Source organism: Salinisphaera sp. (genome assembly GCF_002729955.1).
Taxonomy (GTDB): domain Bacteria; phylum Pseudomonadota; class Gammaproteobacteria; order Nevskiales; family Salinisphaeraceae; genus Salinisphaera.
In genome coordinates, this window is sequence record NZ_PBYA01000012.1 from 1 (window position 1) to 23302 (window position 23302).

A 23302-nucleotide genomic window follows, 5' to 3' on the forward strand; every position below is an offset into this window, starting at 1 on the left:
CATCCGAACAGGGCGGCGTCAGCCGCACTGGCCCGAAGGGCGAGCGGCGAAGCCGCGAGTAATCCAGCCGGGCGCGCCATTGCCAGAGTGCGCCGCAGGCGTGCTCTGGCAATGGCCTATCCAACTAGCATTCGAACCAGCGACAAATAGACAAGCATGGTTCGACGGATGCGCGCAGCGCATCCGAACAGGGCGGCGTCAGCCGCACTGGCCCGAAGGGTGAGCCGGCGTAGCCGGCGAATCATCCAGCCGGGCGCGCCATTCGAACCAGCGAGATTAAAAACGGGCGTGGCTCGCCGGGGCGCGACCTACACCGCTCCGACGAAGGCTCTTGCGACACGCCTCGACGGCCTCGCCAGCCAACCAAAACCGTACCCGACCGACGATAAATGCCGTGATTGCCCATCCAGGGGTAGCATCGCGCCACGAACATGACTAGAATACGCCGCCTGCGCCGTCGGCGATCCTCGATCGCAACGGATACGCAGGATGCTTTCGATGGTGGGCGTAGCTCAGTTGGTAGAGCCCCGGATTGTGATTCCGGTCGTCGTGGGTTCGAGTCCCATCGTCCACCCCATTCCTGTCATGGCAGGTTGGCGAAGGCAGTATCGACGCTTATCATGGCGTCGCGCGGTCGCCTGATCGCGAAAGGATTCCGGCAGCGCCGGATCACGGATGGGCCGTTAGCTCAACGGTAGAGCAGTTGACTCTTAATCAATTGGTTGAAAGTTCGAATCTTTCACGGCCCACCAATTTCTCCTTACGGCTTCGCCGTGCTTATCCGCACTGTTTTGCGCCGCATGGCTCGAGCCGCTTCCCCGATATCGTCATCGCCTACATATCGAGCGCCGATGGCTGTTGAATGCCGGCCCAGCGCACCCATTTCCATAGCTGTACATCCGAAAGGACAAGAGCTGCGTCCATGGAAACACTCGATCTGAACGGCAACGGCGTTGTCGCATCGCGCATTGGTCTGGGCACCTGGGCTATTGGTGGCTGGATGTGGGGCGGCACCGACGAAGCCGAATCCATCCGCACCATCCAGAGCGCGCCCGACCACGGCATTACGCTTATCGACACCGCGCCGGTCTACGGTTTCGGCCGTTCCGAGGAGATTGTCGGCAAGGCAGTCAAACAGGGCGGCCTGCGCGACAAGGTGACGCTGGCCACCAAATGCGCGCTCGAATGGGATGCGAAAGAGCGGGTGGCGCGCAACGCCACCAAGAATCGCATCCTCAAGGAGGCCGACGATTCGCTGCGTCGTCTGGATACCGACTATATCGATCTGCTCCAGATTCACTGGCCGGATCCGAACGTCGATATGTATGAAACGGCGAGCGCGATGGCCACCCTGCGCGAGCAGGGCAAGATTCGGGCCGTGGGTGTGTCCAACTTTACGCCCGAGCAGCTGGACGCTTTCAGCGAAGTGACCACGATCGACGTGGTACAGAATCCCTACAACCTGTTCGAACGCCAGATCGACGAGGACGTTCTGCCGTGGGCGCGTAAGCACGACACGCGTCTGCTTGCCTACGGCGCGCTCTGCCGGGGTCTGCTGTCCGGTCGCATGCATGCCGACCGCGAATTCCCCGGCGACGATCTGCGCAACAGCGATCCCAAGTTCCAGCAGCCGCGCTTCGACCAGTATCTGGCGGCGGTCAACGAGCTGGAGCAGTTCGCCCAGGATAACTACGGCAAGCACGTGCTTGATCTGGCTATTCGCTGGGTGCTTGATCAGTATCCGAACAGCGTTGCACTCTGGGGCGCTCGCAAGCCCGAGCAGCTTGAGGCGGTCGATAACGTCTGGGGCTGGCAGCTGGACGAGGCGGCCCGGCAGCAGATCAAGGAGATCGTTGATCGGAACGTGGTCGACCCCGTGGGCCCCGAATTCATGGCGCCGCCGGCACGCGAGAAATAACGGATACGCGCGGTTTCACGAGCGGGCTGGCCAGCCTTGATATACTCGTGGGTCAATATTCGCAGCAGCGCCCGCAATCCGGCGGCGCTGTACATACCAGACGATTGGATAGAGGTAGTTAATGGACGTTTCTGTTGAGAATCCCGGTGGGCTGGCCCGTCGCCTCAAGGTTCAGATCCCGGCCGAGCGGGTCAGCGAAGCGGTCGACGCCAAGGTTAAGCGCGTCGGTCAGCACGCCAAGATTCCGGGTTTTCGACCGGGCAAGGTGCCGCTGAAGGTGCTCTACCAGCGCTACGGCGCCCAGGCGCGTCAGGAAGCCGCCGGGGAGCTGATCCAGAGCGTCTATCCCGAAGCGATCGAAAAGGCCGAGCTCAAGCCGGCTGGCCAGCCGCAGATCGAGCTCGGCGAAGTCAACGAAGACGGCCCGCTCGAGTTCACGGCCAGCTTCGACGTCTATCCGGAAATCGAACTCACCGGTCTCGACGGCCTGACCGTCGAAAAGCCGGTGGTCGAAGTCACCGATGCGGATATCGACAAGACCATCGAACGCATTCGTGAGCAGAACAAGGCTTACGAGACGGTCGAGCGTGAATCCCAGGACGGCGATCAGGTCGTAGTGGATTATGTCGGCCGTATCGACGGTGAAGCCTTCGAAGGCGGCACCGGCAACGATATCGAAGTCAATATCGGCGAACAGCAGTTTCTGCCCGATCTGGAGCGCGCGCTGGTGGGCCGCAAGGCCGACGAGCAGTTCGACGTGGATGTCTCCTTCCCCGAGGACTACGGCGCCAAGGATCTGGCGGGCAAGACGGCGACTTTCGATGTCACCGTCAAGGCCGTCAAGGAAGCCAAGCTGCCCGAGATCGACGACGAATTCCTCAAGCAGATGGGTATCGAGGAAGGCGGCGTCGATGCGCTCAAGGACAAGGTGCGCGAATCGCTGGAGCAGGAAGCCAAGCACGCGGTGGAAGGCAGTGTTAAGACGCAGGTGATGGACGGCGTGCATGCGGCCAACCCCATCGAAGTGCCGGAGTCCATGGTGGCGCAGGAAATCGATCGCATGCGCAAGGAAGCGCTGCAGCGCATGCCGCGCGAAATGCAGGGCGACGAGGAGCAGGCCAAGAAGCTGCTGCCCGACGAAGTGCTGCGCGAGAACGCCGAACGGCGGGTCGCCCTGGGCCTGCTGATCGCCGAGATCATTTCCGAAAAGGAAATCGAACTCGACCAGGAACGCGTCAGCCAGAAGATGGAAGAAGTCGCCTCGGGTTATGGTGATCAGGCCGAACAGGTCAAGGCCTATTACCAGCAGAACCCGCAGCTCATGCAGGGCCTGCAGGCAATGGTCATGGAAGAGCAGGTGGTCGATACGCTGCTCGAAGGCGCGACCGTCACCGAGAAAGAAACCGAGCTCGACGAACTACTCAACGCCCAGCGTCAGAACGGCTGATCGAGGCTGCGCCTCGACGCTGCTGACGTGGCAAGGAAAGCCAAAGTCTATGTCCGAACGTAACGACAACATGCAGCCCCAGAATCTGGGGCTGATCCCGATGGTCATCGAGCAGACCGCCCGCGGCGAGCGCTCGTTCGATATCTACTCGCGTTTGCTCAAGGAGCGCGTGATCTTCTGCGTGGGCCCCGTCGATGACCATATGGCCAACCTCATCGTCGCCCAGCTGCTGTTCCTGGAGTCCGACAACCCGGACAAGGATATTCAGCTCTATATCAACTCGCCGGGCGGCGTGATCACGGCCGGCATGTCGATCTACGACACGATGCAATTCATCAAGCCCGATGTGGCCACCATGTGCCTCGGCCAGGCCGCAAGCATGGGCGCGGTGTTGCTGGCCGGCGGTGCGCAGGGCAAGCGCCATGCGTTGCCGAATTCGCGGGTGATGATTCACCAGCCGCTGGGCGGCTTTCAGGGCCAGGCCACGGATATCGAGATCCACGCCCGGGAAATCCTGCATGCGCGCGAACGGCTCAACGAAGTGCTTGCGCACCACACCGGCCAGCCGCTGGACAAGATCAAGCACGACACCGAGCGTGACTTCTTCATGAGCGCGGATTCGGCCACGGAATACGGCGTGATCGACGGTGTGCTGAGCTCGCGGGCAGCACTTTCGAGCGAAACGGCCGATAAGAACAAGTAAGCGCTTTGTTCGTCCACGGCAGCAAGGCCGTGACAAGCGTTTATCCGGTATGCCATACAGGGTGTATGGCAGGCCCAGACTGAAGAGGTCCTAGAACATGGCGGAAGACTCCAACAGCAACGGCGGTTCGAATTCCAACTCCGGCCGCACCCTCTATTGCTCGTTCTGCGGCAAGAGCGAGCACGAGGTTCGCAAGCTGATCGCTGGTCCGTCGGTATTCATCTGCGACGAGTGCGTGGATCTGTGCAACGACATCATGCGCGAGGAACTCGCGAGCAAGCCGTCCAAGAAAGGCCTGCCGAGCCCGCAGGAAATCAAGCATGTGCTCGACGATTATGTGATTGGCCAGGAGTCGGCCAAGAAGATTCTCGCCGTGGCGGTGTACAACCACTACAAGCGCCTCAACGCCGAAACCGGCGAGGGCGAAGTGGAACTGCAGAAGTCCAATATCCTGATGATTGGCCCGACCGGCTGCGGCAAGACGCTGCTGGCCGAAACGCTGGCCCGTCTGCTGGATGTGCCGTTCGCGATCGCGGATGCCACCACGCTCACCGAAGCCGGCTATGTCGGCGAGGACGTGGAAAACATCATCCAGAAGCTGCTGCAGAAGTGCGATTACGACGTCGAGAAGGCCCAGCGTGGCATCGTCTACATCGACGAAATCGACAAGATCTCGCGCAAGTCGGAAAACCCGTCGATCACCCGTGACGTGTCGGGCGAAGGCGTGCAGCAGGCGTTGCTCAAGCTCATCGAAGGCACCACCGCCTCGGTGCCGCCACAGGGTGGGCGCAAGCATCCGCAGCAGGAATTCCTGCAGGTGGATACGGGCGGCATCCTGTTCATCGTGGGCGGCGCGTTCGCCGGTCTGGACAAGACAATTCAGACGCGCAAGGGCCGTTCCGGTATCGGTTTCTCGGCCGAAGTGAAGGGTCAGGACGACCAGCGGTCGCTGGGCGACATGCTGGCCACGGTCGAACCCGAGGATCTGGTCAAGTATGGCCTGATTCCGGAATTCGTCGGCCGCCTGCCGGTCATCGCCACCCTCGAGGAGCTGGACGAAACCGCGCTCATCTCGATTCTGCGCGAGCCCAAGAACGCGTTGACCAAGCAGTACGCCAAGCTCTTCGAAATGGAAGATTGCGAGCTGGAACTGCGTGACGATGCGCTGCGGGCAATCGCCCACCGCGCGATGGAACGCAAGACCGGCGCCCGTGGCCTGCGCACGATTCTCGAATCGATCCTGCTCGACGTCATGTACGAGCTGCCGGCCATGGAGAACGTCTCCAAGGTCGTCGTCGACGAGGCGGTGGTCAAGGGCGATGCCCAGCCGTATATCGTCTATGAAAACGCCGACGCGACCCGCGCCGGCGCCTGAAGCGGCAGGGGCGGCGTGCAACGCGCCGTCCCGCGCTGTGCGGTTGGCCACCGGCTGATTGAAAACCGCCAAGCCAGCCGCATTCTTGATAGTTAAATACACAGTGGCCGGCATCATGCCGGCCGCTTTTTAAGCGAGGGTCCAATGACGGACAACACCCTGGTACCTGTTCTGCCGCTACGGGACGTCGTCGTCTTTCCTCATATGGCGATCCCGCTGTTTGTCGGCCGCGAGAAGTCGATTACCGCGCTGGAAGCGGCGATGGCCGAGGACAAGAAGATCCTGCTGGTCGCCCAGCGCTCGGCGGATATCGACGATCCGGGCGCAGACGATATCTATGAGGTGGGTACGCTCGCCTCGATCCTGCAGCTGCTCAAGCTGCCCGACGGCACGGTCAAGGTGCTTGTCGAGGGCGCCGATCGCGCACGCCTGCACAACCTGCACGAAGCCGACGGCAGCCTGGTGGCCAGCTGGGACGTGATCGACGACGAAGCCGACGACAGCGCGGAAGCGGATGCGCTCATGCGCTCGGCGATTTCGACGTTCGAGTCCTACGTGAAGCTCAACAAGAAGGTGCCGGCCGAGCTGCTGCCCTCGCTGTCGAGCATGGATTCGATCGGCCGGCTGGCCGACACCATTGCCGCGCATCTCAACCTCAAGCTCGAAGAGCGCCAGGACGTGCTCGAGATCGCGGACGCCCAGGAACGCCTCGAGCATATCGTCGCCAAGACCGACGCCGAGATCGAGGTACTGCAGATCGAGAAGAAGATCCGCGGCCGCGTGAAGCAGCAGATGGAGCGCAGCCAGCGCGAGTACTATCTCAACGAGCAGATGAAGGCCATCCAGAAGGAACTGGGTGAAATCGACGACGCGCCGAACGATCTCGACGAACTCGAAGAGAAGATCGAGAAAGTCGGCATGCCCAAGGAGGTCAAGAAAAAGGCCACCACCGAGTTCAACAAGCTCAAGAGCATGTCGCCGATGTCGGCGGAAGCCACCGTGGTGCGCAACTATCTCGACTGGCTGGTCGACGTGCCGTGGAAGAAGCGCTCGAAGACCAAGATCGATCTCAAGACCGCGCAGGACACGCTCGACGCCGATCACTACGGCCTGGAGCGGGTGAAAGAGCGCATTATCGAAAATCTCGCGGTGCAGAGCCGCGTGAAGAAGATCAAGGGCCCGATTCTGTGCCTGGTCGGTCCGCCGGGCGTGGGCAAGACCTCGCTTGGCCGTTCGATCGCCAAGGCCACCAACCGCGAGTTCGTGCGCATGAGCCTGGGTGGCGTGCGCGACGAAGCCGAAATTCGTGGCCATCGCCGGACCTATATCGGCTCGCTGCCGGGCAAGATCATCCAGAACATGGCCAAGGTGGGCGTACGCAACCCGCTGTTCCTGCTCGACGAAGTCGACAAGATGGCCCAGGACTTCCGCGGCGATCCGGCCTCGGCGCTGCTCGAGGTGCTGGATCCGGAACAGAACAACGCCTTCGGTGACCATTACCTCGAGGTCGACTATGACCTGTCGCAGGTGATGTTCGTGTGCACGGCCAACACTCTCAATATCCCGCCGGCGCTGCTCGACCGTATGGAAGTCATCCGCCTGTCGGGCTATACCGAGGACGAGAAGGTCAATATCGCCGAGCGCTACCTCGTGCCCAAGGCCATGAAGGAAAACGGCCTGAAGGACGAAGAGCTGGCGATCTCCGACAACGCGCTCACCGACGTCATTCGTCGCTATACGCGCGAAGCCGGGGTGCGAAACCTCGAGCGCGATATCAGCAAGATCTGTCGCAAGGTGGTCAAGGAATTGATCAGCGAAGAGAAGGACGGTTCCGTCCAGGTCTCCAAGCGCAACCTCGACAAGTATCTTGGCGTGCCTAAATACCGCTACGGCCGGGCCGAGGAAACCGACGGCGTGGGTCAGGTCACGGGCCTGGCCTGGACCGAAGTGGGCGGCGAACTGCTGTCGATCGAGTCGGCGGCGGTGCCCGGCAAGGGCAAGCCGTTGCATACCGGCTCGCTGGGCGACGTCATGCAGGAGTCGATCCAGGCCGCGCTCACGGTCATCCGCTCGCGCGCAGCGGCGCTGGGTATCGAGCGCGATTTCATGCAGAAGTCCGACCTGCATGTCCACGTGCCGGAGGGCGCAACACCCAAGGACGGCCCCAGTGCCGGCATAGGGATGTGCACATCGATGATCTCGGCGCTTACGCAGATCCCGGTGCGGGCCGACGTGGCGATGACCGGCGAAATCACGCTCAGAGGCGACGTGCTGCCCATTGGCGGGCTCAAGGAAAAACTTCTGGCGGCGCACCGCGGTGGGATCAAAATTGTTATCATCCCGCACGAAAACACCAAGGATCTCGCGGAGATACCGGCGAACATCAAGAATCGACTTGATGTGCGGCCGGTACGCAAGATCGACGAGGTGCTCGAAATCGCGCTCACGCGTCAGCCTCAGCCACTGTCCGATGACGCCGCTGCGGCGGACACCCCGGGCAAAAGCGATCCGGCCGGCCTGCGAGCGCATTAGTCGTCTCGTGACAACATGCCGTGATCGGGGCTAAGCCTTTGTTGACGGTACAAAGAGCCGCTTGGTATAAAAGCGGCTTATTGCTCGCGCACCGGCGTCTCAAAGCGCCATCGCGGGCACGCAAGGTTGGCGACGCGTTCGCGATCGGGCGTATGCCAAGGTGCCGGCACGGTCGGCACTTCATCGAATTTTCGTTTCATTCCTCAGGGGATACTTGCTATGAACAAAACCGAACTAGTCGACGCGGTCGCTGATGACGCTGATCTGTCCAAGGCCGATGCCTCGCGTGCCGTGGACGCCATGATCGACGCCGTGACCGACGCCCTGAAGAAAGGCGATAAGGTGTCGCTGGTCGGCTTTGGTGTGTTCTCTGTGCGCGAACGCGCCGCTCGTCAAGGCCGCAACCCCAAGACCGGTCAGTCGATCACGATCCCGGCCGGCAAAACGCCCGGTTTCAAGGCTGGTAAAGCGTTGAAAGACGCTGTAAACTAGCGCGCCTTCGCTGGGTGAACGGTTAGACCGGACACGCCGGAGAGGGTGCTTAGCTCAGTTGGTAGAGCGTCGCCTTTACACGGCGAATGTCGGCGGTTCGAATCCGTCAGCACCCACCAAGATAAAGTTTCGGAGCGGTAGTTCAGCTGGTTAGAATGCCGGCCTGTCACGCCGGAGGTCGCGGGTTCGAGTCCCGTCCGCTCCGCCAATCCGTGTCGACGTACGCGTCGACCAGGACAAATCAAAGACCCTCTCGTTTCGAGGGTCTTTTTTGTTCGCTGTTGTGCAAGTGCTGACGCAGGGGCTCACGATGCAATGCATCGGTCACCGGTCAGCCATAGGTCAGGAGCGGTAGTTCAGCTGGTTAGAATGCCGGCCTGTCACGCCGGAGGTCGCGGGTTCGAGTCCCGTCCGCTCCGCCAGTCTTTATCAACCCATGGGTTGGTCTGGACGAAAGGAAGGCCCTCTACGGAGGGCCTTTTTTATGCGCGCCATTCGCGCACAGCCATCGGCGCAGATGTTGCGGGCCGGGCCTCCCATGGGCGGCGTGTATGCGGCACAATGGCGGTTTCGCATACAGCGCGCGCAAGCCAGGTCTTGTGACTGCGTTTGAGACACACCATCCGCCGGAGCGCGATCAATGCTGCAGAGAATCCGCGACAACGCCAGCGGCCCGTTGGCCTATGTCGTCGTTGCCGTCATCACGCTGGTTTTCGGTGTGTGGGGAATCGGCTCGTACTTCACCCCCTCCGCCGATCCGGTCGTTGCCAATGTGGGCGGCACGGATATCACCCGCAACCAGCTGGAAAACGCCTATCAGCAGCGTTATCAGCGCCTGCGTCAGATGATGGGCGACAACTTCGACCCCAGCATTCTCGATCCGCAGCGCCTGCGCCAGACCGTACTCGACGGGCTTATCAACCGCGAGGTGATGGATCAGTACGCCCAGCAGGCGGGTTATCGCGTCACCGATCAGGCATTGCTCGGTGCGATCCGCGGCAACCCGCAGTTCCAGGAGAACGGCGAGTTCTCCAACCAGCGCTATCGCGGGCTGTTGGCCCAGGCGGGTATCGCGCCGGCGCAGTATGAAGCGAGCCTGCGCCAGGACCTGGTCAGCCAGCAGCTGCGCGGCGAAATCACCCAGAGCGCGTTCGCCGCGCCGGCGGAAGTGGATCAGTCCTATCGGCTGGCCAACCAGCAGCGTCGTCTGCGCTATCTGGCGTTCGACCCCGCGAGCTACCGCGACGGCATCGAAGTCGACGATGCCCAGATCCAGACCTATTACGACGAACATCCGGATGCCTTCAAGCGCCCGGAACGCGTCAAGCTTCGCTACGTGTCGCTCGATCGCAGCAGTGCGAGCGCCGACGCGGGCGAGCCCGATGAACAGACGCTGCGTACGCTGTTCGAGGACAACAAGCAGCAGTTCGGCGAACCTGAGCGCCGCAGTGGCGGTTTCGTACAGGTGCCGATCGGCGACGATGCCAACGCCGCCCGCGATACGATCCAGGCGCTTGCGAGCGGTTCCGGCGATCTGGAATCCCGTGCCGCGGCCCGCGAAGGCAGTGACTACGAAAGCATCGACAAAGCGGCCCAAGCCGAGCTTCCCGAAGCGGTCGCGCAGGCGCTGTTCGACTTGAAGCCCGGCGAAACTTCCACACCGGTCAAGGGCGCACAGGCGTGGTATCTCGTGCATCTGTCGGATATCACGGCCGCCAGCGAGCCGGAATTCGACGATCCTGACGTCCAATCCCGGCTCAAGGCCATGGCGGGGTCCCAGCAGGCGCAGCAGGCGTTCGCCGACAAGCGTAGCCGGCTGGAATCGCTGGCTTATGAAGCGCCCAACGATCTCGATACGCTGGCCAGCGAGCTCGGCCTCGAGATTCAGACCACCGACTGGATCACCCGTGACGAAGGGCCGGGCATCGGCCAGTACGACGCGGTTCGCAAGGCAGCGTTTACAGACGCGGTGCTCAAGGACAAGCTCAACAGCACGCCCATCCAGCTGGGCGCCGAGCGACGGGTGGTGGTTCGTGTGGCCGAGCATGAAGCGGCCAAACGTCGGCCGCTGGAAGAGGTCAAGGACGATATTCGCGACCGCGTGATCGCGCGCCGAGCGACCCAGGCGGCCCAGGATGCGGCGAACGCTGCTTTGGACAAGGTGAAGTCCGGCACGGCGCTGTCCGCGCTGGCGCAGGCGGATGGCGCCACCTACGAGCAGAAGGACTTCGTGCAGCGATCGAACCGCGATATGGACCCGCGCATACTCGAGGCGGCGTTCAATATCCCGCAGCCTAGCGAAGACCGCCCCGGTTATCGGGTGACTGCGACCCGTGACGGACGCGTCGCCCTGGTGGCGGTGGATGGCGTACGTGAAGCGCCCGCGAACGAGGCGGGTACCCCGCGCGAGCGCTTTGCCAGCCAGCAGCGCGAGTACATCGCCGGTCTGGAATATGCCGTTCTGGGAGAGTACTTGCGCACGCAGACCGATATCGAGGTCAACGAGGACCGTATCAACTGATGTAGGTCGCGCAATAGACGCGTTCGCAGGCGGCGGACGCGACGGGGCCGTAGCGTGGGAAGTGCTGCGGCCTTTTTTATGGGCGCCTAGTATTCCCGCAGCAGAGCGGTTCGCAAGACGTACGCCTCGATGCGTGGTGTTCAGACGCCGATCAACTCGGACAACGCTGGATACGACCGTCTGCCGGGGTTGCCTTCGTCGACGCTTCGCGCGGTTGGCCCGATGCAACGGCTCTGACCAACGGCCCGGGCAGCGTGCGACCCCGGGTTGGCGGCGCAGGGCTGTCCGATGTGCCCGCCGAAGAATGGTGTCTGCTCCAAAACGGCAAAAAAAAGCGGCCCGCAGGCCGCTTTTCGATCGGAGGACGGTTCGTCGCTCAGGCGCCGGCGGTTGCGCCCATGATGTGATAACCGGCGTCGACATACAGCACTTCGCCGGTGATGCCGGAGGCCAGGTCGGAGCCGAGAAAGGCGGCTGCGTTGCCGACTTCTTCCTGCGTCACGTTACGACGCAGAGGCGCGCCCTCGCGGGCATGCGAGAGCATGTCGCGAAAGCCGCGAATACCGGCCGCGGCCAGCGTCTTGATCGGCCCCGCCGAAATGGCGTTAACGCGTATGCCCTGGGCGCCCAGTTCGGCGGCCATGAAACGCATGCTGGATTCGAGGCTGGCCTTGGCGGGACCCATGATGTTGTAGCCGGGCATGACGTGGGTCGAGCCCAGATAGGTCAGGGTGATCAGCGACGCCCGCTCGGAGAGCATCGAACGGCCGGCCTTGGCCAGGGCGGCGAAGCTGTAGGCGCTGATGTCGTGACTGATGCTGGCCGCCTCACGGGTGAGCGTATCCAGATAGCTGCCGTTGAGCGCTTCGCGCGGCGCGAAGCCGATGGCGTGCACCAGAATGTCGACCTGTGACCACTGTTCGCCCAGCGAGGTGAACAGGCCCTCGATTTGTTCGTCTTCGGTTACGTCCAGCGGCAGTACGATCGATGCGCCCAGTTCCTCGGCCATCTTGTCGACGCGCGGTTTGAGCTTTTCGCCCTGATAGGTCAGGGCGAGTTCGGCGCCCTGGGCCCGCATGGCCTGGGCAATGCCGTAGGCGATCGAGCGCTCGCTGGCCAGACCCGTAATCAGTGCTTTCTTGCCTTCTAGAAATCCCATGTCTTCTCCTCTAAGCGTCAAGCCGAACGGGTTGCCATCAACTCGAAGACATGGGCTGCAGGCGCAGCCGCTGTCCTGGACGAATGGTGCTCCCGGACGACATATCGTTCAAGCTGCGCAGGGTGGTTACCTGCATCGAAAAACGCGCGGCAATGGACCACAGCGAATCGCCGGTCTCGACTTCGTAGAAGTCCGGCAACGGAGCCGGGCCATCGACGGCGATGGACTGCCCCGGTTGCAGCCGCGTATTCGGTTCCAGCCGGTTCCAACGGCGCAGGTCGGCTACGGTCACGTCGTTGGCGTCGGCGATCTCCCAGAGCGAGTCGCCGTTTCTAACGATATGCGTGCTGGGCGCGGGCGGCGATGCGGAGCCGGGAATGGTGAGCTTCTGGCCCGGCCGTAGCGAGGCGCTCACGCCCGGATTGCTGCTACGCATGGCGGTCACGTCGACGTTGTAGCGCTGGGCGATCTCCCAGAGCGAATCGCCGTTTTGCACGATATAGGTTTCCGCGGGCTCGGCCACCGGTGCCGGCTTGCCGGGCTCGCCGGCGCGCGGAACCGTAAGCTTCTGGCCGACCCGGATACGGTCGCCCCTCAGATGGTTTGCCTGGCGCAGTGCGGCCACGCTCATGTTGTATCTCGCTGCGATCGAGCCCAGCACATCGCCGCGTCGCACCGTGTAGGTATGGGTGCTGCGCTGTACGAGCGCGTTCGGCGAGGCGTTGGCGAGGGCCTTTTTGAACGCATCCGCCTTGCCCGCCGGCACCAGCAGCGTCGCGCCGCTGCCGGGCGCGCTGGCCCAGCGCTGCAATGCCGGGTTGAGCCGGCGCAGATCCTGCTCGGACATGTTCAGCATTCGCGCGGCCACGGCCACTTCGGTCTGGCTGGGCAGCTCGACGGCGCGGGTGCGCGGCGTATTGTCCAGCGTCGGCCATTCGAAACCGAAGCGTTCGGGTGCGAACATGATGCGCCGAAGGGCAAGCAGCTTGGGTACGTATTCGGTGGTTTCCAGCGGCAGCTCGAGATCCCAATAGCTTGCATCCGGATCCTCGCGCTGCGCGCGGGCAAGAGCGGCGTCGACCCGGCCGGGCCCGGCGTTATAGGCGGCCAGTGCCAGCAGCCAGTCGCCACCGTAGCGGCGATGCAGATCATCCAGATAGGACAGGGCCGCATCGGTGGAGGCAATCACGTCGTTGCGCCCGTCATACCACCAGTCGCGCGACAGGCCCATATGGTCGGCGGTACCCGGCATGAACTGCCATAGGCCGCTCGCCCCCATATAGGAACGCGCGGAGGGGTCGTAGCCGCTTTCCACGATGGGTAGCAGGGCCAGCTCGGTCGGCAGGCCCCGCTCGTCGATACGCTGAACGATATGCCACAAAAACGGTTGGGCTCGATCCAGCGAGGCCTGGAGATCGTGTTGATGGGTCGCGAACTGCTGGGTCCAGCGGCGTACACGATAGCGCTTGCCGTAGCCGTCGAGTTCGAAGCCGTCGCGGATCTGCGACCAAAGGTCGGTTTGCGGGTCCGGCCAGTTGGTTGTACTGGCACCGGCCAGCTCCAGGTCGTCATCGCCATCCTCGTCGAGGTCGTCTTCGATCTCGACGTCATCGGTTTCGACCGCCGGCGCGGTATCGGCGGGCGTGGCCGTCGTATTGCTCGGGCGCACCGTCTCCTGGACGGGGGCACGGCTGGGCGCCTGCGTGGCGCAGCCGGTAAAAAGGAGCGTGGTCGAGGCGATCAGCGCGGCTAGCGCGCCACTCGCCTTAAGAGGCATCCTTCCATTCACGCAATACGGCAAAAATTTCGCCCGCGTCGGTCAGAGACCGGCCGGCGCGTTGCTCGGCAGCCGCGATGACGTCGGGCTGATCCCAGCGCAGGAACGGGTTGATATCGCGTTCTTCGGCCAGGGTGCCGGGCAGGGTGGGCTCACCATTGGCCCGCAGCGCATCGACTTCGCGAATGACGGTGGCGATCGCGCTGCTCTCGGGTTCCACGGTCTGGGCGAAGGCCAGATTCTTCTGGGTGTACTCGTGGCCGCCGTAGACCTCGGTGGCTTCGGGCAACGCCCGCAGGCGTGCGAGCGATGCCTGCATCTGGGCATGGCTGCCCTCGAATACGCGTCCGCAGCCGCCGCGAAAGAGCGCGTCGCCGGCCAGCAGCACGCCCGGCGTGACATAGGCGATATGGCCGAGCGTGTGCCCCGGTACATCGATGACTTCAAAATCGACGCCGAGAAAATCCAGCGAGAACTGGTCACCGCCGGCCACCGCATCGGTGATCTGCGCAATCCGATCCGCTTCGCCACGCGGGCCGTATACCGGCGCGGCATGCTCGGCCAGCAGGTCGTCGAGGCCGCCGACATGATCGCCGTGATGGTGGGTTATCAGATAGGCGCCGACGGCAAGCCCATGTTCCGACAGGTATTGCAGTACGGGGCGCGCCTCACCGGGGTCGACGATCGCGACGGTGTCGCTACCCTGCGCTTTGACGACCCAGATATAGTTGTCCGACAGTGCCGGAAGTGCTTTGATCTCGAGCATCTGCGAATGTTGCCAACCGCCTGAGGCAAAATCAATTGTTTCGATTCCTGCCTGGCAAATACACGGATTCTGCCGAGTGGCTGGCCACTCCGCGTGCCCGTCTGTTCCTGCAGTACGAACGTCGCGTGCTCACTCAGCTGCTTCCGGGTCTGACCGGTTACCGCTGTGTACAGATCGGTCGCTGGGGGTATGAGCACTCCACGCTTGCCCATGCCGGCACGCTCTGCCAGTGGCAGCTGGGCTTCGGCGCGGCCACGCGGGCCGATATCGCCTTCGACGGCCGCCACCTTCCGCTGGCCAGTGCCAGCGTCGATGCGCTCGTGCTTGCCCATGCGCTGGAGCAGGTCGCCGAGCCTCATGCGCTGCTACGCGAGTGTGCACGTGTTCTCAACGCCCGTGGCCAACTGGTCATCCTCGCGTTCAACCCCTTCTCGCTCTGGGCGCTACGCCAGGGCCTTCCCACGCGGCGCACGCCGCGCTTCAGGCCGTGCTCGGCACCGCCAAGCGCGTCGCGGCTCTATGATTGGCTGCGGCTGCTCGAATTCGAGCCGGAGCGCCTGGTGCGATATGGCCTGGGCTTTCCGTTTTTTGGCGGTTATCACCGCGTGGGCGAGGATCGCCGCAGCGCGCGCTCGATCGCCTGGTGCGCGCAGGCCTACGGTCTATGCGCACGCCGCCAGGTCGCACCGCACACGCCCATTCGCAAGACGCTGCCGGGTCCGCGCAAACGCGCGGCCGTGGGTTTGGCGCGCCAGGCCTCGCATCGCGTAAACTGCCGCCGATGAGCGAACCTGTAGTCATCTATACCGACGGAGCCTGTCGCGGAAACCCCGGGCCCGGCGGCTGGGGCGCATTGCTGCGCCACGGCGAAAATACGCGCGAACTGTGCGGCGGCGAAGCCAATACCACCAACAACCGCATGGAATTGATGGCCGCGATCGAAGCGCTGAATGCGCTCAAGCGCGCCTGTCGTGTCGAACTGCATACCGACTCCAACTACGTGCGCCAGGGCATCACCAGCTGGATGCACAACTGGAAGCGCAACGGCTGGAAAACCGCGGCCAAGAAGCCGGTCAAGAACGACGACCTCTGGCGTGCCCTGGATGAAGCCACCCAGCGCCACGAGATCGAATGGCACTGGGTGAAAGGCCATAGCGGCGATCCCGGCAACGAAGCCGCGGATGCCCTGGCCAACCGCGGCATCGACGAGATGAAACGCTAACCCGACCGATCCGACCCAACTCCAAGCGAAAGCCTATGCGACAGATCGTTCTCGATACCGAAACCACCGGCCTGGAGCCCGCCCAGGGGCATCGCATCATCGAGGTGGGCTGTGTCGAGCTGGCCAACCGGCGGCTGACCGGCAACGATCTGCATCTGTATATCCACCCTGATCGCGAGATCGACCAGGGCGCCATCGACGTGCACGGGATCACCCTGGAGTTTCTCGCCGACAAGCCGCGTTTTGGCGAGATTGCACAGACACTGGCGGAATATCTCGAAGGCGCGGAGCTGATCATCCACAACGCGCCGTTCGATCTGGGCTTTCTCAATCACGAGTTCAAGACCGTCAACCCGGCGCATGAGCCGCTCGAGTCACGCCAGCCCGTGATCGATACGCTGGTCGAGGCGCGCCAACTCTATCCCGGCCAGCGCAACAGTCTCGACGCCCTGTGCAAGCGCTTCGAGATCGACAACTCCAACCGCGAGCTGCACGGCGCCTTGCTCGACGCGCAGCTGCTCGGCGATGTCTATCTGGCCATGACCGGCGGCCAGATCGATATCGGGCTCGCCGCCGAGGACAACGCCGAAACCGGCGCGCTGGCCACGGCCGGGCTGGCCGATCATCTGGCCCGGGCGGCGGCACGGCCACGGGTCACCCGCGCGAGCGAAGAGGAACAGGCCGCCCACGCGCGCTATCTGGACATGCTCGCCAAGGCCAGCGGCGATCGCTGTCTCTGGCGCAGCCTCGACGAAGCCTAGGGCAGGTTATACAGAGCGTCCCTGGTCGCAACCTGGCCGCGAACCGCCCGGTCGCCAGGGCGGCCCGGACGGTGCTCGCGATCAGTAATAGAGCACCAGATAGACCACCAGCAAGATGGCAACCCAGAGCGTCATCCAACCGGTGCTCCAGGTACGCGACATCACCCCGCGTGCGTCATAGCGCAGGCGCAGACGCCCCATGCCGCGTTCGGTCACGCTGTTCATGCCGCTGCCGAACTTGGCCAGCACGGCGTGATAAACGCGTTCCGCCACATAGCCGAAGCGCGGCAGCAGCATGCGATAGACCCAGTCGGTATCCAGGTGCACGGCGCGCTTGGGCAGCGGGTATAGCCCCGCCCGCCAGGCCAGCCAGAACACCAGCGCGGAGAACGCAAGCAGCTGCAGCTGGCTGACGATATGGCTTGCCGTATACGGGTTGTAGTCGACCGGATAGGGCAGGATCGAATACAGCAGCGAAGGCAACAGACCGAGCGCGATACAGGCGATCGCGGTCAGCCCCATCGCCAGACGCATGTTGATCGGCGCTTCCTTGCATTCGATCTGGTCATTGGGCGCGAAAAACGCGAAGTAGGGAATCTTGATGCCGACATACAGCAGTGCGCCGGCCGAGGCCGCCGTGAGCGTGATCCAGATCCCGGGCCAGTGTTCGTAGGCCACGGCCTTGAGAATCAGGGACTTGCTTACAAAGCCCGCCATGAAGGGAAAGGCGCTGATAGAGGCGGCACCGATCACGCAGAACGCCGCCGTCCAGGGCATGTGGCGGGCCAGCCCACCGAGTTCGGTCGCCCGTACGTGCCCGGTCTGGTGCAGCACGGCGCCAACGGACATGAACAACAGCGCCTTGTACAGAATATGGGTCACGGCATGGGCCGCAGCGCCGTTGAGTGCCAGTTCGGTGCCAATACCCACGGCCACCACCATGAAGCCGAGCTGCACGTTCAGGCTGTAGGACAGTACCCGCCGCAAGTCATTGGCAAGCATGGCGTAGACGATCGGGAATATCGTCATCACCGCGCCGATGGGGATCAGCAGATCCGTGCCCGCATAGCCGCGGGCCAGCGCATAGATGGCCATCTTGGTGGTGAAGGCCGACAGGACCACCGTCCCCGTGGCACTGGCCGAGGGGTAGGCGTCCTGCAGCCAGTTATGCAGCAAGGGGAAGGCCGCCTTGATGCCGAAGGCCAGCAGGATCAGCCAGCCGCCGGGCGCATCCAGGCCGATATGGCCGAAGGCGATATCGCCGGTGGCATGAATATAGATCGCGGCCCCGCCCATCAGGAACAGGCCCGAGCCGATCTGTACCAGCAGATAGCGACGCGCCACGATCATGGCGTCGCGCAGCCCCCGAATCACCAGCAGCAGCGCCGAGGCAATCGCGGTGACTTCCCAGAACATGAACAGCGTGATCAGATCGCCCGCGAGCACCGCGCCCAGCGCCGAGCCGGCATAGATCAGCGCGGCCGCCGGTTCCAGGCGGCTGTGGGTATGCCACATGTACACGCCGGACAGGAAGGCGGCCACGTTGAAGATCACGCCGAAGGTGAAGGCGAGGCCGTCGACGCGCAGAGGGGTCAGCGTGTAGTCGAGCAACGCCATCGTCGTGGTCGTGCCAAGCGGAATCTGCCAGAGCCAGAGCAGGCTCGCAGCAGGCGCGCCCAGCAGCACGACCATACGCAGCCGGTAGGGCAGGAGGGGAATCACGCTGCCGGCGATGATCAGCAGCATCCCCGGATTGTTCAACCAGGCAGGGAGCATGTCAGGTGCGGTGCTCGTAGTAGTCTTCGCCGCGCATGATCAGGCGGCGCAGCAGGATGGCAGCCAGTACCAGCACAACGCCGGTCACGAACGCCAGCAGGGCGTGGAATGCGGGCATTTCCGCAAAGCCGAACTCTGCGTGCGGATGAATGAAAAGGCTGGGTACGAGGGTGAGCGCGCATACGACATAGAGCGCACGCGCCCAGCGGGTACGCGCAAGGGTACTTGGCCGGCGGTACTGCTGCGGGTTGCGTTCGATCAACATGGCGAATTCACCTCGTATTGCTACGGCGCCCACGGCGCGAGCAGCGTGAGAAACGGCAACGGATAGAAGAACCAGACGATACAACCGGCCGCCGTAATCGACAGCGGAATCACGCAGGCCCAGGGCGCTTCATGCCAGCTGCGGGGCGTATCTGGGCGTGGATTATGAAAGAAGGCCCGCGTTGGAATTTCCAGCAGATAGACGATATTGAGCAGTGAACTCAGCGCCAGCACCATGATGATGGCGGTATGGCCCGAATCGGCCGCGCCTTCCATCAGATACCACTTGCTCCAGATACCGCCCATGGGCGGGATACCGATCAGCGATACCGATGCGATGAAAAACGCCGTGAACGTGATCGGCATTGCATAGCCGAGCCCGTCCAGCTCGCTGACGTATTTGCGGTGGGTCGCGGTATAGATCGCGCCCGCGCAGAAGAACAGCGTGATCTTGGCAAAGGCGTGCATGGCGATATGCATGCCGCCGCCCAGAATGCCGAAGCTCGAGGCCATGGTCGCACCGAGCACGATATAAGACAGCTGGCTGACCGTGGAATAGGCCAGACGCGCCTTGAGGTTGTCGCGTGTCATGGCGATCAGCGACGCGCCGAGAACCGTGAAGGCGGCCACCCACATCATCAATTCGGAAGCGCCGGTATCGGCCAGAAACTGAACGCCGAACACGTACACCGTCAGCTTGAGCACAATGAACACGCCGGCCTTGACCACGGCCACCGCGTGTAGCAATGCCGATACCGGCGTGGGCGCGACCATCGCGGCCGGCAGCCAGCGATGAAACGGCATAAGCGCGGCCTTGCCGGTGCCGTACAGAAACAGCGCATAGAGTGCGCCGGCGCCCAGCACGCCAAGCCCGGCCTCGCCGAACAGCCCGGCCTCGTCGAAGGTAATGCTGCCGGTGATTAGGTAGGTGATGATGATAGCGGGCAGAAAGAAGCCGATCGAGGTGGTCAGCAGGATGCCCAGATAGACGCGGCCGCCGTTACGCGATTCGACATCGCCGTGGTGGGTGACCAATGGATAGGTCGACAGCGTGAGCATCTCGTAAAAGATGAACAACGTCAGAAGGTTGCCGGAGAACGCAATCCCGATGGCCGCCGATATGGCCAGTGCGAAGCACACGAAGAAGCGGGTCTGGGCGTGTTCTTCGTTGCCGCGCATGTAGCCGGCGGCATAGATCGTGGTCAGCGGCCACAGCCCGGAGGCAACCAGGGCAAACAACAGCCCGAGCGGTTCCAGCGTGAATGTCAGACCGATGCCGGGCAGCACTTCGAACAGCGTCAGCGAGGGTCGTTCGCCCGAGGTGACCGGATCAATGAACAGGGCGATGCCGGCAAACAGCAGGGCCGCCGTGGCAACGCTCACCGATTCGCGAACATTGGGCCAGCGCCCGCAGGCGGCCACCAGCAAACTCATCAGCGCCGGAAAAGCGACCAGCCAGCCGAGCCATTGCATGCTCATGAGCCCGCTCCCAGCACGGCGCGGGCCGCGCGTTCGGCGGCCCCGATGAGCGGCGTCGCATACAGCCCGAGCACGATATTGGCCAGCACCAGGGTCCAGGTGGCCGTGAGCATGAGCACCGGTGCCTCGCCAACCGGCGGCTGGCCCTCCGGGCGTTCACGAAAATACAGTGCTTCCACGACACGCCCGATATAGATCAGCGCCATGAGCGAACTCACCAGAATGGCTGCGGCAAGCCAGTAGTGCCCGGGTTCCATGACCGCTTCCAGCAACACCCATTTGCTGATGAAACCACCGGTGGCCGGTACGCCGATCAAGGACAAACCCGCAACGACGAACGCCGCCGAGGTGATCGGCATCTGTCGGCCGAGGCCCGCGATATCGTTGAGCGAAATCGTGCGCAGGCGCCAGAACATCGCCCCCACGGCCATGAACAGGGCGCCCTTGATCAGGCCGTGGTTGACCATGTGTACCACCGACGCGGACACACCGGCGCTGCTGGCCAGCGCGAAGCCCATCACGATATAACCGATCTGGGCGATGCTCGACCACGCCAGCAAACGCTTGACGTCGGTCTGAAAGATCGCAGCCATGGAACCCGAGAGCATCGCCGCGACCGACAACACCAGCAGTACCTCGCCCAGCGGCAGCTGGTCGAAGGCATAGGCGGCCCCGAATACGGTGAACAGAAAGCGCATCAGCGCATAAACCGCGACCTTGGTGGCCGTGGCCGCGATGAAGGCGCTCACGCTCGATGGCGCATAGGTATAGGCGTTGGGCAGCCAGACATGAACCGGGAATAGCGCGAACTTGAGACTGGTGCCGACCACGATGAAGGCCAGCCCTGCTTCCACGGTTCGCGTATCGGCAACCGCCGGCAGGCGGGAGGCGATATCGGCCATGTTGAGGCTGCCGGTCATCATGTAGAGAAAGCCGATGCCAATCAGCAGGAAGGTACCGCCGATGGTGCCCATGATCAGGTATTGAAAGGCCGAAAGCAGCGCCCGGCGCTTCGAGCCCATCGCGATCAGCGCGTACGAAGACAGCGACGAAATCTCCAGGAACACGAACAGGTTGAACGCGTCGCCGGTGACGGTGATACCGGCCAGACCGCAGAAGCACAACAGCAGCGCGGCATAGAACAGATAGGCGCGCTCGCTGGCAATCTCCGCGGCGACGCTGGCCTTGGCATAGACGCTGCTGATCGCCGCGATGCCGGTGACCAGCAGCAGCACGACGGTATTGAGCGCGTCGAGTCGCAGCTCGATGCCGAACGGCGGCGCCCAACCGCCCATGGCGTAGCTGATAGGCCCGCCGATCTTGACCTGAACGAACAGCAGGAAGGCCAGGGCGAAACAGGCCCAGGTCGTGAGCAGATAAACGAACCACGAGGGGCCGCCACGGTGCAGCAGCACGCATATCGGCGCGGCCAGCAGCGGCAGAACGATGACCAGGGCCGGCATCTGGGCGAAAAAGGCTTCGATCACGAGCGCGTCTCCCGATCGTCGTCTTCTTCTTCGCGGCCGTCGTCGTGGTCCTGCTGGGCGCTTTCGCGCTCCTGGCGTGCCTCGGCACGGGCCATACGCTCGGCTTCTTCCTCGGTTTCTTCTTCCTGGGTTTCGAAGTCGGCCTCGAGGACGTCGTCTTCCTCGATACTGCCGTAGGCCTCGTTAATACGCACCACCAGTGCCAGGCCCAGGGCAGTGGTGGATACCCCGACCACGATCGCGGTCAGGATCAGCACATGGGGTAGCGGATGGGCATAGAGCACGTCTTCGCTGCCCTTGCCGGACATAAGAATGGGCGCGGTCGAACCGCTGATCTTGCCCATGCTGATATAGAACACGAACACCGCCGTCTGGAACAGGTTCAGACCGATGAGTTTCTTGACCAGGTTGTCGTGCGAGATGACGGTATAGAAACCGATCATCATCAACAGGATGACCACCCAGTAGTTGAACAGGCCGAAGAAATTATCGGCGATCGACGCCAGACTCATCGTGCGTCCCCGGGCGGTTGTTCGTCGTCGTTGCGGCGGCCGCGGCCGGCAAAGACGTAGAAGATCGATGTAATGACCGACACCACGGTCAGCCCGACGCCGAACTCGACCAGCAACAGCCCATAGTGCTGGCCATGCACCGCATCATGGGCGAGATAGTCGTAGTCGAGAAAGTTGCCGCCGCGCAGCATGGCATAGACGCCCGTGCCGGCGAATATCAGTGCCCCAAGCGCACCGGTGATACGCAGCAGGTTGGGCGATACCGCGCGCCGGGCCTCGGCCAGGCCGAAGATCAACGCATACAGAATGATCGCCGCCGCGAACACCACCCCGGCCTGGAAACCGCCGCCCGGACTGTAGTCGCCATGAAACTGCACATACAGGGCGAAGAGGATGATGGGGGCGATCAGCACCTTGGTGACCACCCGCAGGACGGTATGTTCACGCATCACTGTTCTCGCTTGCCCGGCTTGCGCGGGCGATGCCAGGCCACACCCAGCAACATGAGCACGCCGATCCCCGCCGTGAACACCACCACGACCTCACCCAGCGTGTCGTAGCCACGATAGCTGCCGAGCACGGCGGTTACCGCGTTGGGCACGTCGATTTCTTCGCTCATCTGGTTGAGATAGCGATCGCGCAGCGGATGCTCCTGGACCGGGGTATCGGCGGCGCCGAAGTGGGGCATGTCGAGACTCGCATAGACCAGCACCGCGCCGGTGAGCGCCGTGACCGCCAGACCAATAAGGGTGCGCGAACGGGGCACCGGCTTTTCGCGTGCCCGCGTCAGGCCGAAGGTGGCCAGGAACAGTACGGTGGTCACGCCGGCGCCGACGGCGGCCTCGGTGAGAGCGACATCGACGGCGTCGAGCAGCGTGAACAGACTCGCCGAGAGCAGGCTGTACAGGCCGGTGAGCATGGCCACCGGGAACAGGTTGCGCAGCCGAGCGATCGCCAGGCCGACGATGGCCATGAAGCTCAGCAGAACGATGTTGAGCGCGATATCCGTGGTCACTTGGCAATCCTGTTGTCGGTGAACCGCGGCGACGAACGCTTCGCCAAGGTGTGCTGGCGTGGCGATGGCCTCATGCTACACCACGTCCCTTGCGGC

20 protein-coding genes and 5 tRNA genes are annotated in these 23302 nt (G+C 63.1%); 15 read left to right on the forward strand and 10 right to left on the reverse strand.

What is annotated here, in order from left to right:
• The first annotated feature begins 501 nt into the window (after positions 1-501).
• The 12 genes from CMN27_RS03375 (at position 502) to CMN27_RS03430 (ending at position 10988) form a co-directional block, all read left to right on the forward strand.
• Positions 502-577: transfer RNA gene (locus CMN27_RS03375), tRNA-His, on the forward strand.
• 100 nt (positions 578-677) lie between these two features.
• Positions 678-752: transfer RNA gene (locus CMN27_RS03380), tRNA-Lys, on the forward strand.
• A 170-nt stretch (positions 753-922) separates the two neighbouring features.
• Complete coding sequence (locus tag CMN27_RS03385; protein WP_293624000.1) at positions 923-1918, forward strand: aldo/keto reductase; 996 nt, start codon at positions 923-925, stop codon at positions 1916-1918.
• 121 nt (positions 1919-2039) lie between these two features.
• The gene (gene tig / locus CMN27_RS03390; protein ID WP_293624001.1) at positions 2040-3365 is read left to right on the forward strand and encodes a trigger factor; all 1326 of its coding nucleotides are present in this window, start codon (positions 2040-2042) and stop codon (positions 3363-3365) included.
• Between the two features lie 70 nt (positions 3366-3435).
• The gene (gene clpP, locus CMN27_RS03395; protein ID WP_293624124.1) at positions 3436-4068 is read left to right on the forward strand and encodes an ATP-dependent Clp endopeptidase proteolytic subunit ClpP; all 633 of its coding nucleotides are present in this window, start codon (positions 3436-3438) and stop codon (positions 4066-4068) included.
• A 97-nt stretch (positions 4069-4165) separates the two neighbouring features.
• Positions 4166-5443 (forward strand): ATP-dependent Clp protease ATP-binding subunit ClpX, encoded by a 1278-nt coding sequence (gene clpX, locus CMN27_RS03400; RefSeq protein WP_293624002.1) that lies wholly within the window; start codon positions 4166-4168, stop codon positions 5441-5443.
• A 144-nt stretch (positions 5444-5587) separates the two neighbouring features.
• The gene (gene lon, locus CMN27_RS03405) at positions 5588-7975 is read left to right on the forward strand and encodes an endopeptidase La (protein ID WP_293624003.1); all 2388 of its coding nucleotides are present in this window, start codon (positions 5588-5590) and stop codon (positions 7973-7975) included.
• 219 nt (positions 7976-8194) lie between these two features.
• Positions 8195-8467: an HU family DNA-binding protein gene (locus CMN27_RS03410; RefSeq protein ID WP_006915476.1), complete on the forward strand. Its 273-nt coding sequence runs from the start codon at positions 8195-8197 to the stop codon at positions 8465-8467.
• Between the two features lie 43 nt (positions 8468-8510).
• Positions 8511-8586 (forward strand) — tRNA-Val (locus CMN27_RS03415).
• A 12-nt stretch (positions 8587-8598) separates the two neighbouring features.
• A tRNA-Asp gene (locus tag CMN27_RS03420) sits at positions 8599-8675 on the forward strand.
• A 137-nt stretch (positions 8676-8812) separates the two neighbouring features.
• Positions 8813-8889: transfer RNA gene (locus tag CMN27_RS03425), tRNA-Asp, on the forward strand.
• Between the two features lie 218 nt (positions 8890-9107).
• A complete protein-coding gene (locus CMN27_RS03430) occupies positions 9108-10988 on the forward strand; it encodes a SurA N-terminal domain-containing protein (RefSeq protein WP_293624004.1) in 1881 nt (626 codons plus the stop codon).
• 376 nt (positions 10989-11364) lie between these two features.
• On the opposite strand, the gene CMN27_RS03435 is transcribed toward CMN27_RS03430, so the two are convergent.
• From CMN27_RS03435 to gloB, 3 genes are read right to left on the reverse strand one after another with little or no spacing between them, the layout of a single operon-like run.
• Entirely contained in the window at positions 11365-12147 is a 783-nt protein-coding gene (locus CMN27_RS03435; RefSeq protein WP_293624005.1) for an enoyl-ACP reductase, read from the reverse strand.
• Between the two features lie 37 nt (positions 12148-12184).
• Positions 12185-13924 carry a LysM peptidoglycan-binding domain-containing protein gene (locus CMN27_RS03440; protein ID WP_293624006.1) on the reverse strand — a complete coding sequence of 580 codons (1740 nt, stop codon included), beginning with the start codon at positions 13922-13924 and terminating at the stop codon, positions 12185-12187.
• Entirely contained in the window at positions 13914-14690 is a 777-nt protein-coding gene (gene gloB, locus CMN27_RS03445; protein WP_293624007.1) for a hydroxyacylglutathione hydrolase, read from the reverse strand. Before gloB ends, CMN27_RS03440 begins: the two co-directional genes overlap by 11 nt.
• 35 nt (positions 14691-14725) lie before the next feature.
• Here gloB and CMN27_RS03450 point away from each other — a divergent pair, with 35 nt between their 5' ends.
• The 3 genes from CMN27_RS03450 to dnaQ are packed head-to-tail and all read left to right on the forward strand — an operon-like array spanning position 14726 to position 16673.
• The gene (locus CMN27_RS03450) at positions 14726-15475 is read left to right on the forward strand and encodes a methyltransferase domain-containing protein (protein ID WP_293624008.1); all 750 of its coding nucleotides are present in this window, start codon (positions 14726-14728) and stop codon (positions 15473-15475) included.
• Positions 15472-15912: a ribonuclease HI gene (gene rnhA / locus CMN27_RS03455; RefSeq protein ID WP_293624009.1), complete on the forward strand. Its 441-nt coding sequence runs from the start codon at positions 15472-15474 to the stop codon at positions 15910-15912. Before CMN27_RS03450 ends, rnhA begins: the two co-directional genes overlap by 4 nt.
• Positions 15913-15947: 35 nt before the next feature.
• Complete coding sequence (gene dnaQ / locus CMN27_RS03460) at positions 15948-16673, forward strand: DNA polymerase III subunit epsilon (protein WP_293624010.1); 726 nt, start codon at positions 15948-15950, stop codon at positions 16671-16673.
• 81 nt (positions 16674-16754) lie between these two features.
• Here the strand turns inward: dnaQ and CMN27_RS03465 are convergent, their stop codons facing one another.
• From CMN27_RS03465 to CMN27_RS03495, 7 genes are read right to left on the reverse strand one after another with little or no spacing between them, the layout of a single operon-like run.
• Positions 16755-18449, reverse strand: a complete 1695-nt coding sequence (locus tag CMN27_RS03465) for a Na(+)/H(+) antiporter subunit D (protein ID WP_293624011.1) — start codon at positions 18447-18449, stop codon at positions 16755-16757.
• A gap of 1 nt (position 18450) precedes the next feature.
• Positions 18451-18714 (reverse strand): hypothetical protein, encoded by a 264-nt coding sequence (locus CMN27_RS03470; RefSeq protein ID WP_293624012.1) that lies wholly within the window; start codon positions 18712-18714, stop codon positions 18451-18453.
• A gap of 20 nt (positions 18715-18734) precedes the next feature.
• Positions 18735-20192 (reverse strand): monovalent cation/H+ antiporter subunit D family protein, encoded by a 1458-nt coding sequence (locus CMN27_RS03475; protein ID WP_293624013.1) that lies wholly within the window; start codon positions 20190-20192, stop codon positions 18735-18737.
• Complete coding sequence (locus CMN27_RS03480) at positions 20189-21679, reverse strand: monovalent cation/H+ antiporter subunit D family protein (RefSeq protein ID WP_293624014.1); 1491 nt, start codon at positions 21677-21679, stop codon at positions 20189-20191. Before CMN27_RS03480 ends, CMN27_RS03475 begins: the two co-directional genes overlap by 4 nt.
• On the reverse strand, positions 21676-22191 hold the full coding sequence (locus CMN27_RS03485) for a cation:proton antiporter subunit C (protein WP_293624015.1): 516 nt from the start codon (positions 22189-22191) through the stop codon (positions 21676-21678). The genes CMN27_RS03480 and CMN27_RS03485 overlap by 4 nt, the downstream gene beginning before the upstream one ends.
• Positions 22188-22640: a Na(+)/H(+) antiporter subunit B gene (locus tag CMN27_RS03490; protein ID WP_293624016.1), complete on the reverse strand. Its 453-nt coding sequence runs from the start codon at positions 22638-22640 to the stop codon at positions 22188-22190. The genes CMN27_RS03485 and CMN27_RS03490 overlap by 4 nt, the downstream gene beginning before the upstream one ends.
• Positions 22640-23206 (reverse strand): DUF4040 domain-containing protein, encoded by a 567-nt coding sequence (locus CMN27_RS03495; protein ID WP_293624017.1) that lies wholly within the window; start codon positions 23204-23206, stop codon positions 22640-22642. Before CMN27_RS03495 ends, CMN27_RS03490 begins: the two co-directional genes overlap by 1 nt.
• Positions 23207-23302: the final 96 nt, after the last annotated feature.

Excerpts from the sequence above, each read along its gene's own strand:
- CMN27_RS03490 (WP_293624016.1), bottom strand. The coding sequence starts at position 22,640 with ATGCGTGAACATACCGTCCTGCGGGTGGTCACCAAGGTGCTGATCGCC.
- CMN27_RS03470 (WP_293624012.1), bottom strand. The coding sequence starts at position 18,714 with ATGTTGATCGAACGCAACCCGCAGCAGTACCGCCGGCCAAGTACCCTT.
- CMN27_RS03435 (WP_293624005.1), bottom strand. The coding sequence starts at position 12,147 with ATGGGATTTCTAGAAGGCAAGAAAGCACTGATTACGGGTCTGGCCAGC.
- CMN27_RS03485 (WP_293624015.1), bottom strand. The coding sequence starts at position 22,191 with ATGAGTCTGGCGTCGATCGCCGATAATTTCTTCGGCCTGTTCAACTAC.
- clpX (WP_293624002.1), top strand. The coding sequence starts at position 4,166 with ATGGCGGAAGACTCCAACAGCAACGGCGGTTCGAATTCCAACTCCGGC.
- dnaQ (WP_293624010.1), top strand. The coding sequence starts at position 15,948 with ATGCGACAGATCGTTCTCGATACCGAAACCACCGGCCTGGAGCCCGCC.
- lon (WP_293624003.1), top strand. The coding sequence starts at position 5,588 with ATGACGGACAACACCCTGGTACCTGTTCTGCCGCTACGGGACGTCGTC.
- CMN27_RS03430 (WP_293624004.1), top strand. The coding sequence starts at position 9,108 with ATGCTGCAGAGAATCCGCGACAACGCCAGCGGCCCGTTGGCCTATGTC.
- CMN27_RS03410 (WP_006915476.1), top strand. The coding sequence starts at position 8,195 with ATGAACAAAACCGAACTAGTCGACGCGGTCGCTGATGACGCTGATCTG.
- CMN27_RS03385 (WP_293624000.1), top strand. The coding sequence starts at position 923 with ATGGAAACACTCGATCTGAACGGCAACGGCGTTGTCGCATCGCGCATT.
- gloB (WP_293624007.1), bottom strand. The coding sequence starts at position 14,690 with ATGCTCGAGATCAAAGCACTTCCGGCACTGTCGGACAACTATATCTGG.
- clpP (WP_293624124.1), top strand. The coding sequence starts at position 3,436 with ATGCAGCCCCAGAATCTGGGGCTGATCCCGATGGTCATCGAGCAGACC.
- CMN27_RS03440 (WP_293624006.1), bottom strand. The coding sequence starts at position 13,924 with ATGCCTCTTAAGGCGAGTGGCGCGCTAGCCGCGCTGATCGCCTCGACC.
- tig (WP_293624001.1), top strand. The coding sequence starts at position 2,040 with ATGGACGTTTCTGTTGAGAATCCCGGTGGGCTGGCCCGTCGCCTCAAG.
- CMN27_RS03465 (WP_293624011.1), bottom strand. The coding sequence starts at position 18,449 with ATGCTCCCTGCCTGGTTGAACAATCCGGGGATGCTGCTGATCATCGCC.
- CMN27_RS03475 (WP_293624013.1), bottom strand. The coding sequence starts at position 20,192 with ATGAGCATGCAATGGCTCGGCTGGCTGGTCGCTTTTCCGGCGCTGATG.
- rnhA (WP_293624009.1), top strand. The coding sequence starts at position 15,472 with ATGAGCGAACCTGTAGTCATCTATACCGACGGAGCCTGTCGCGGAAAC.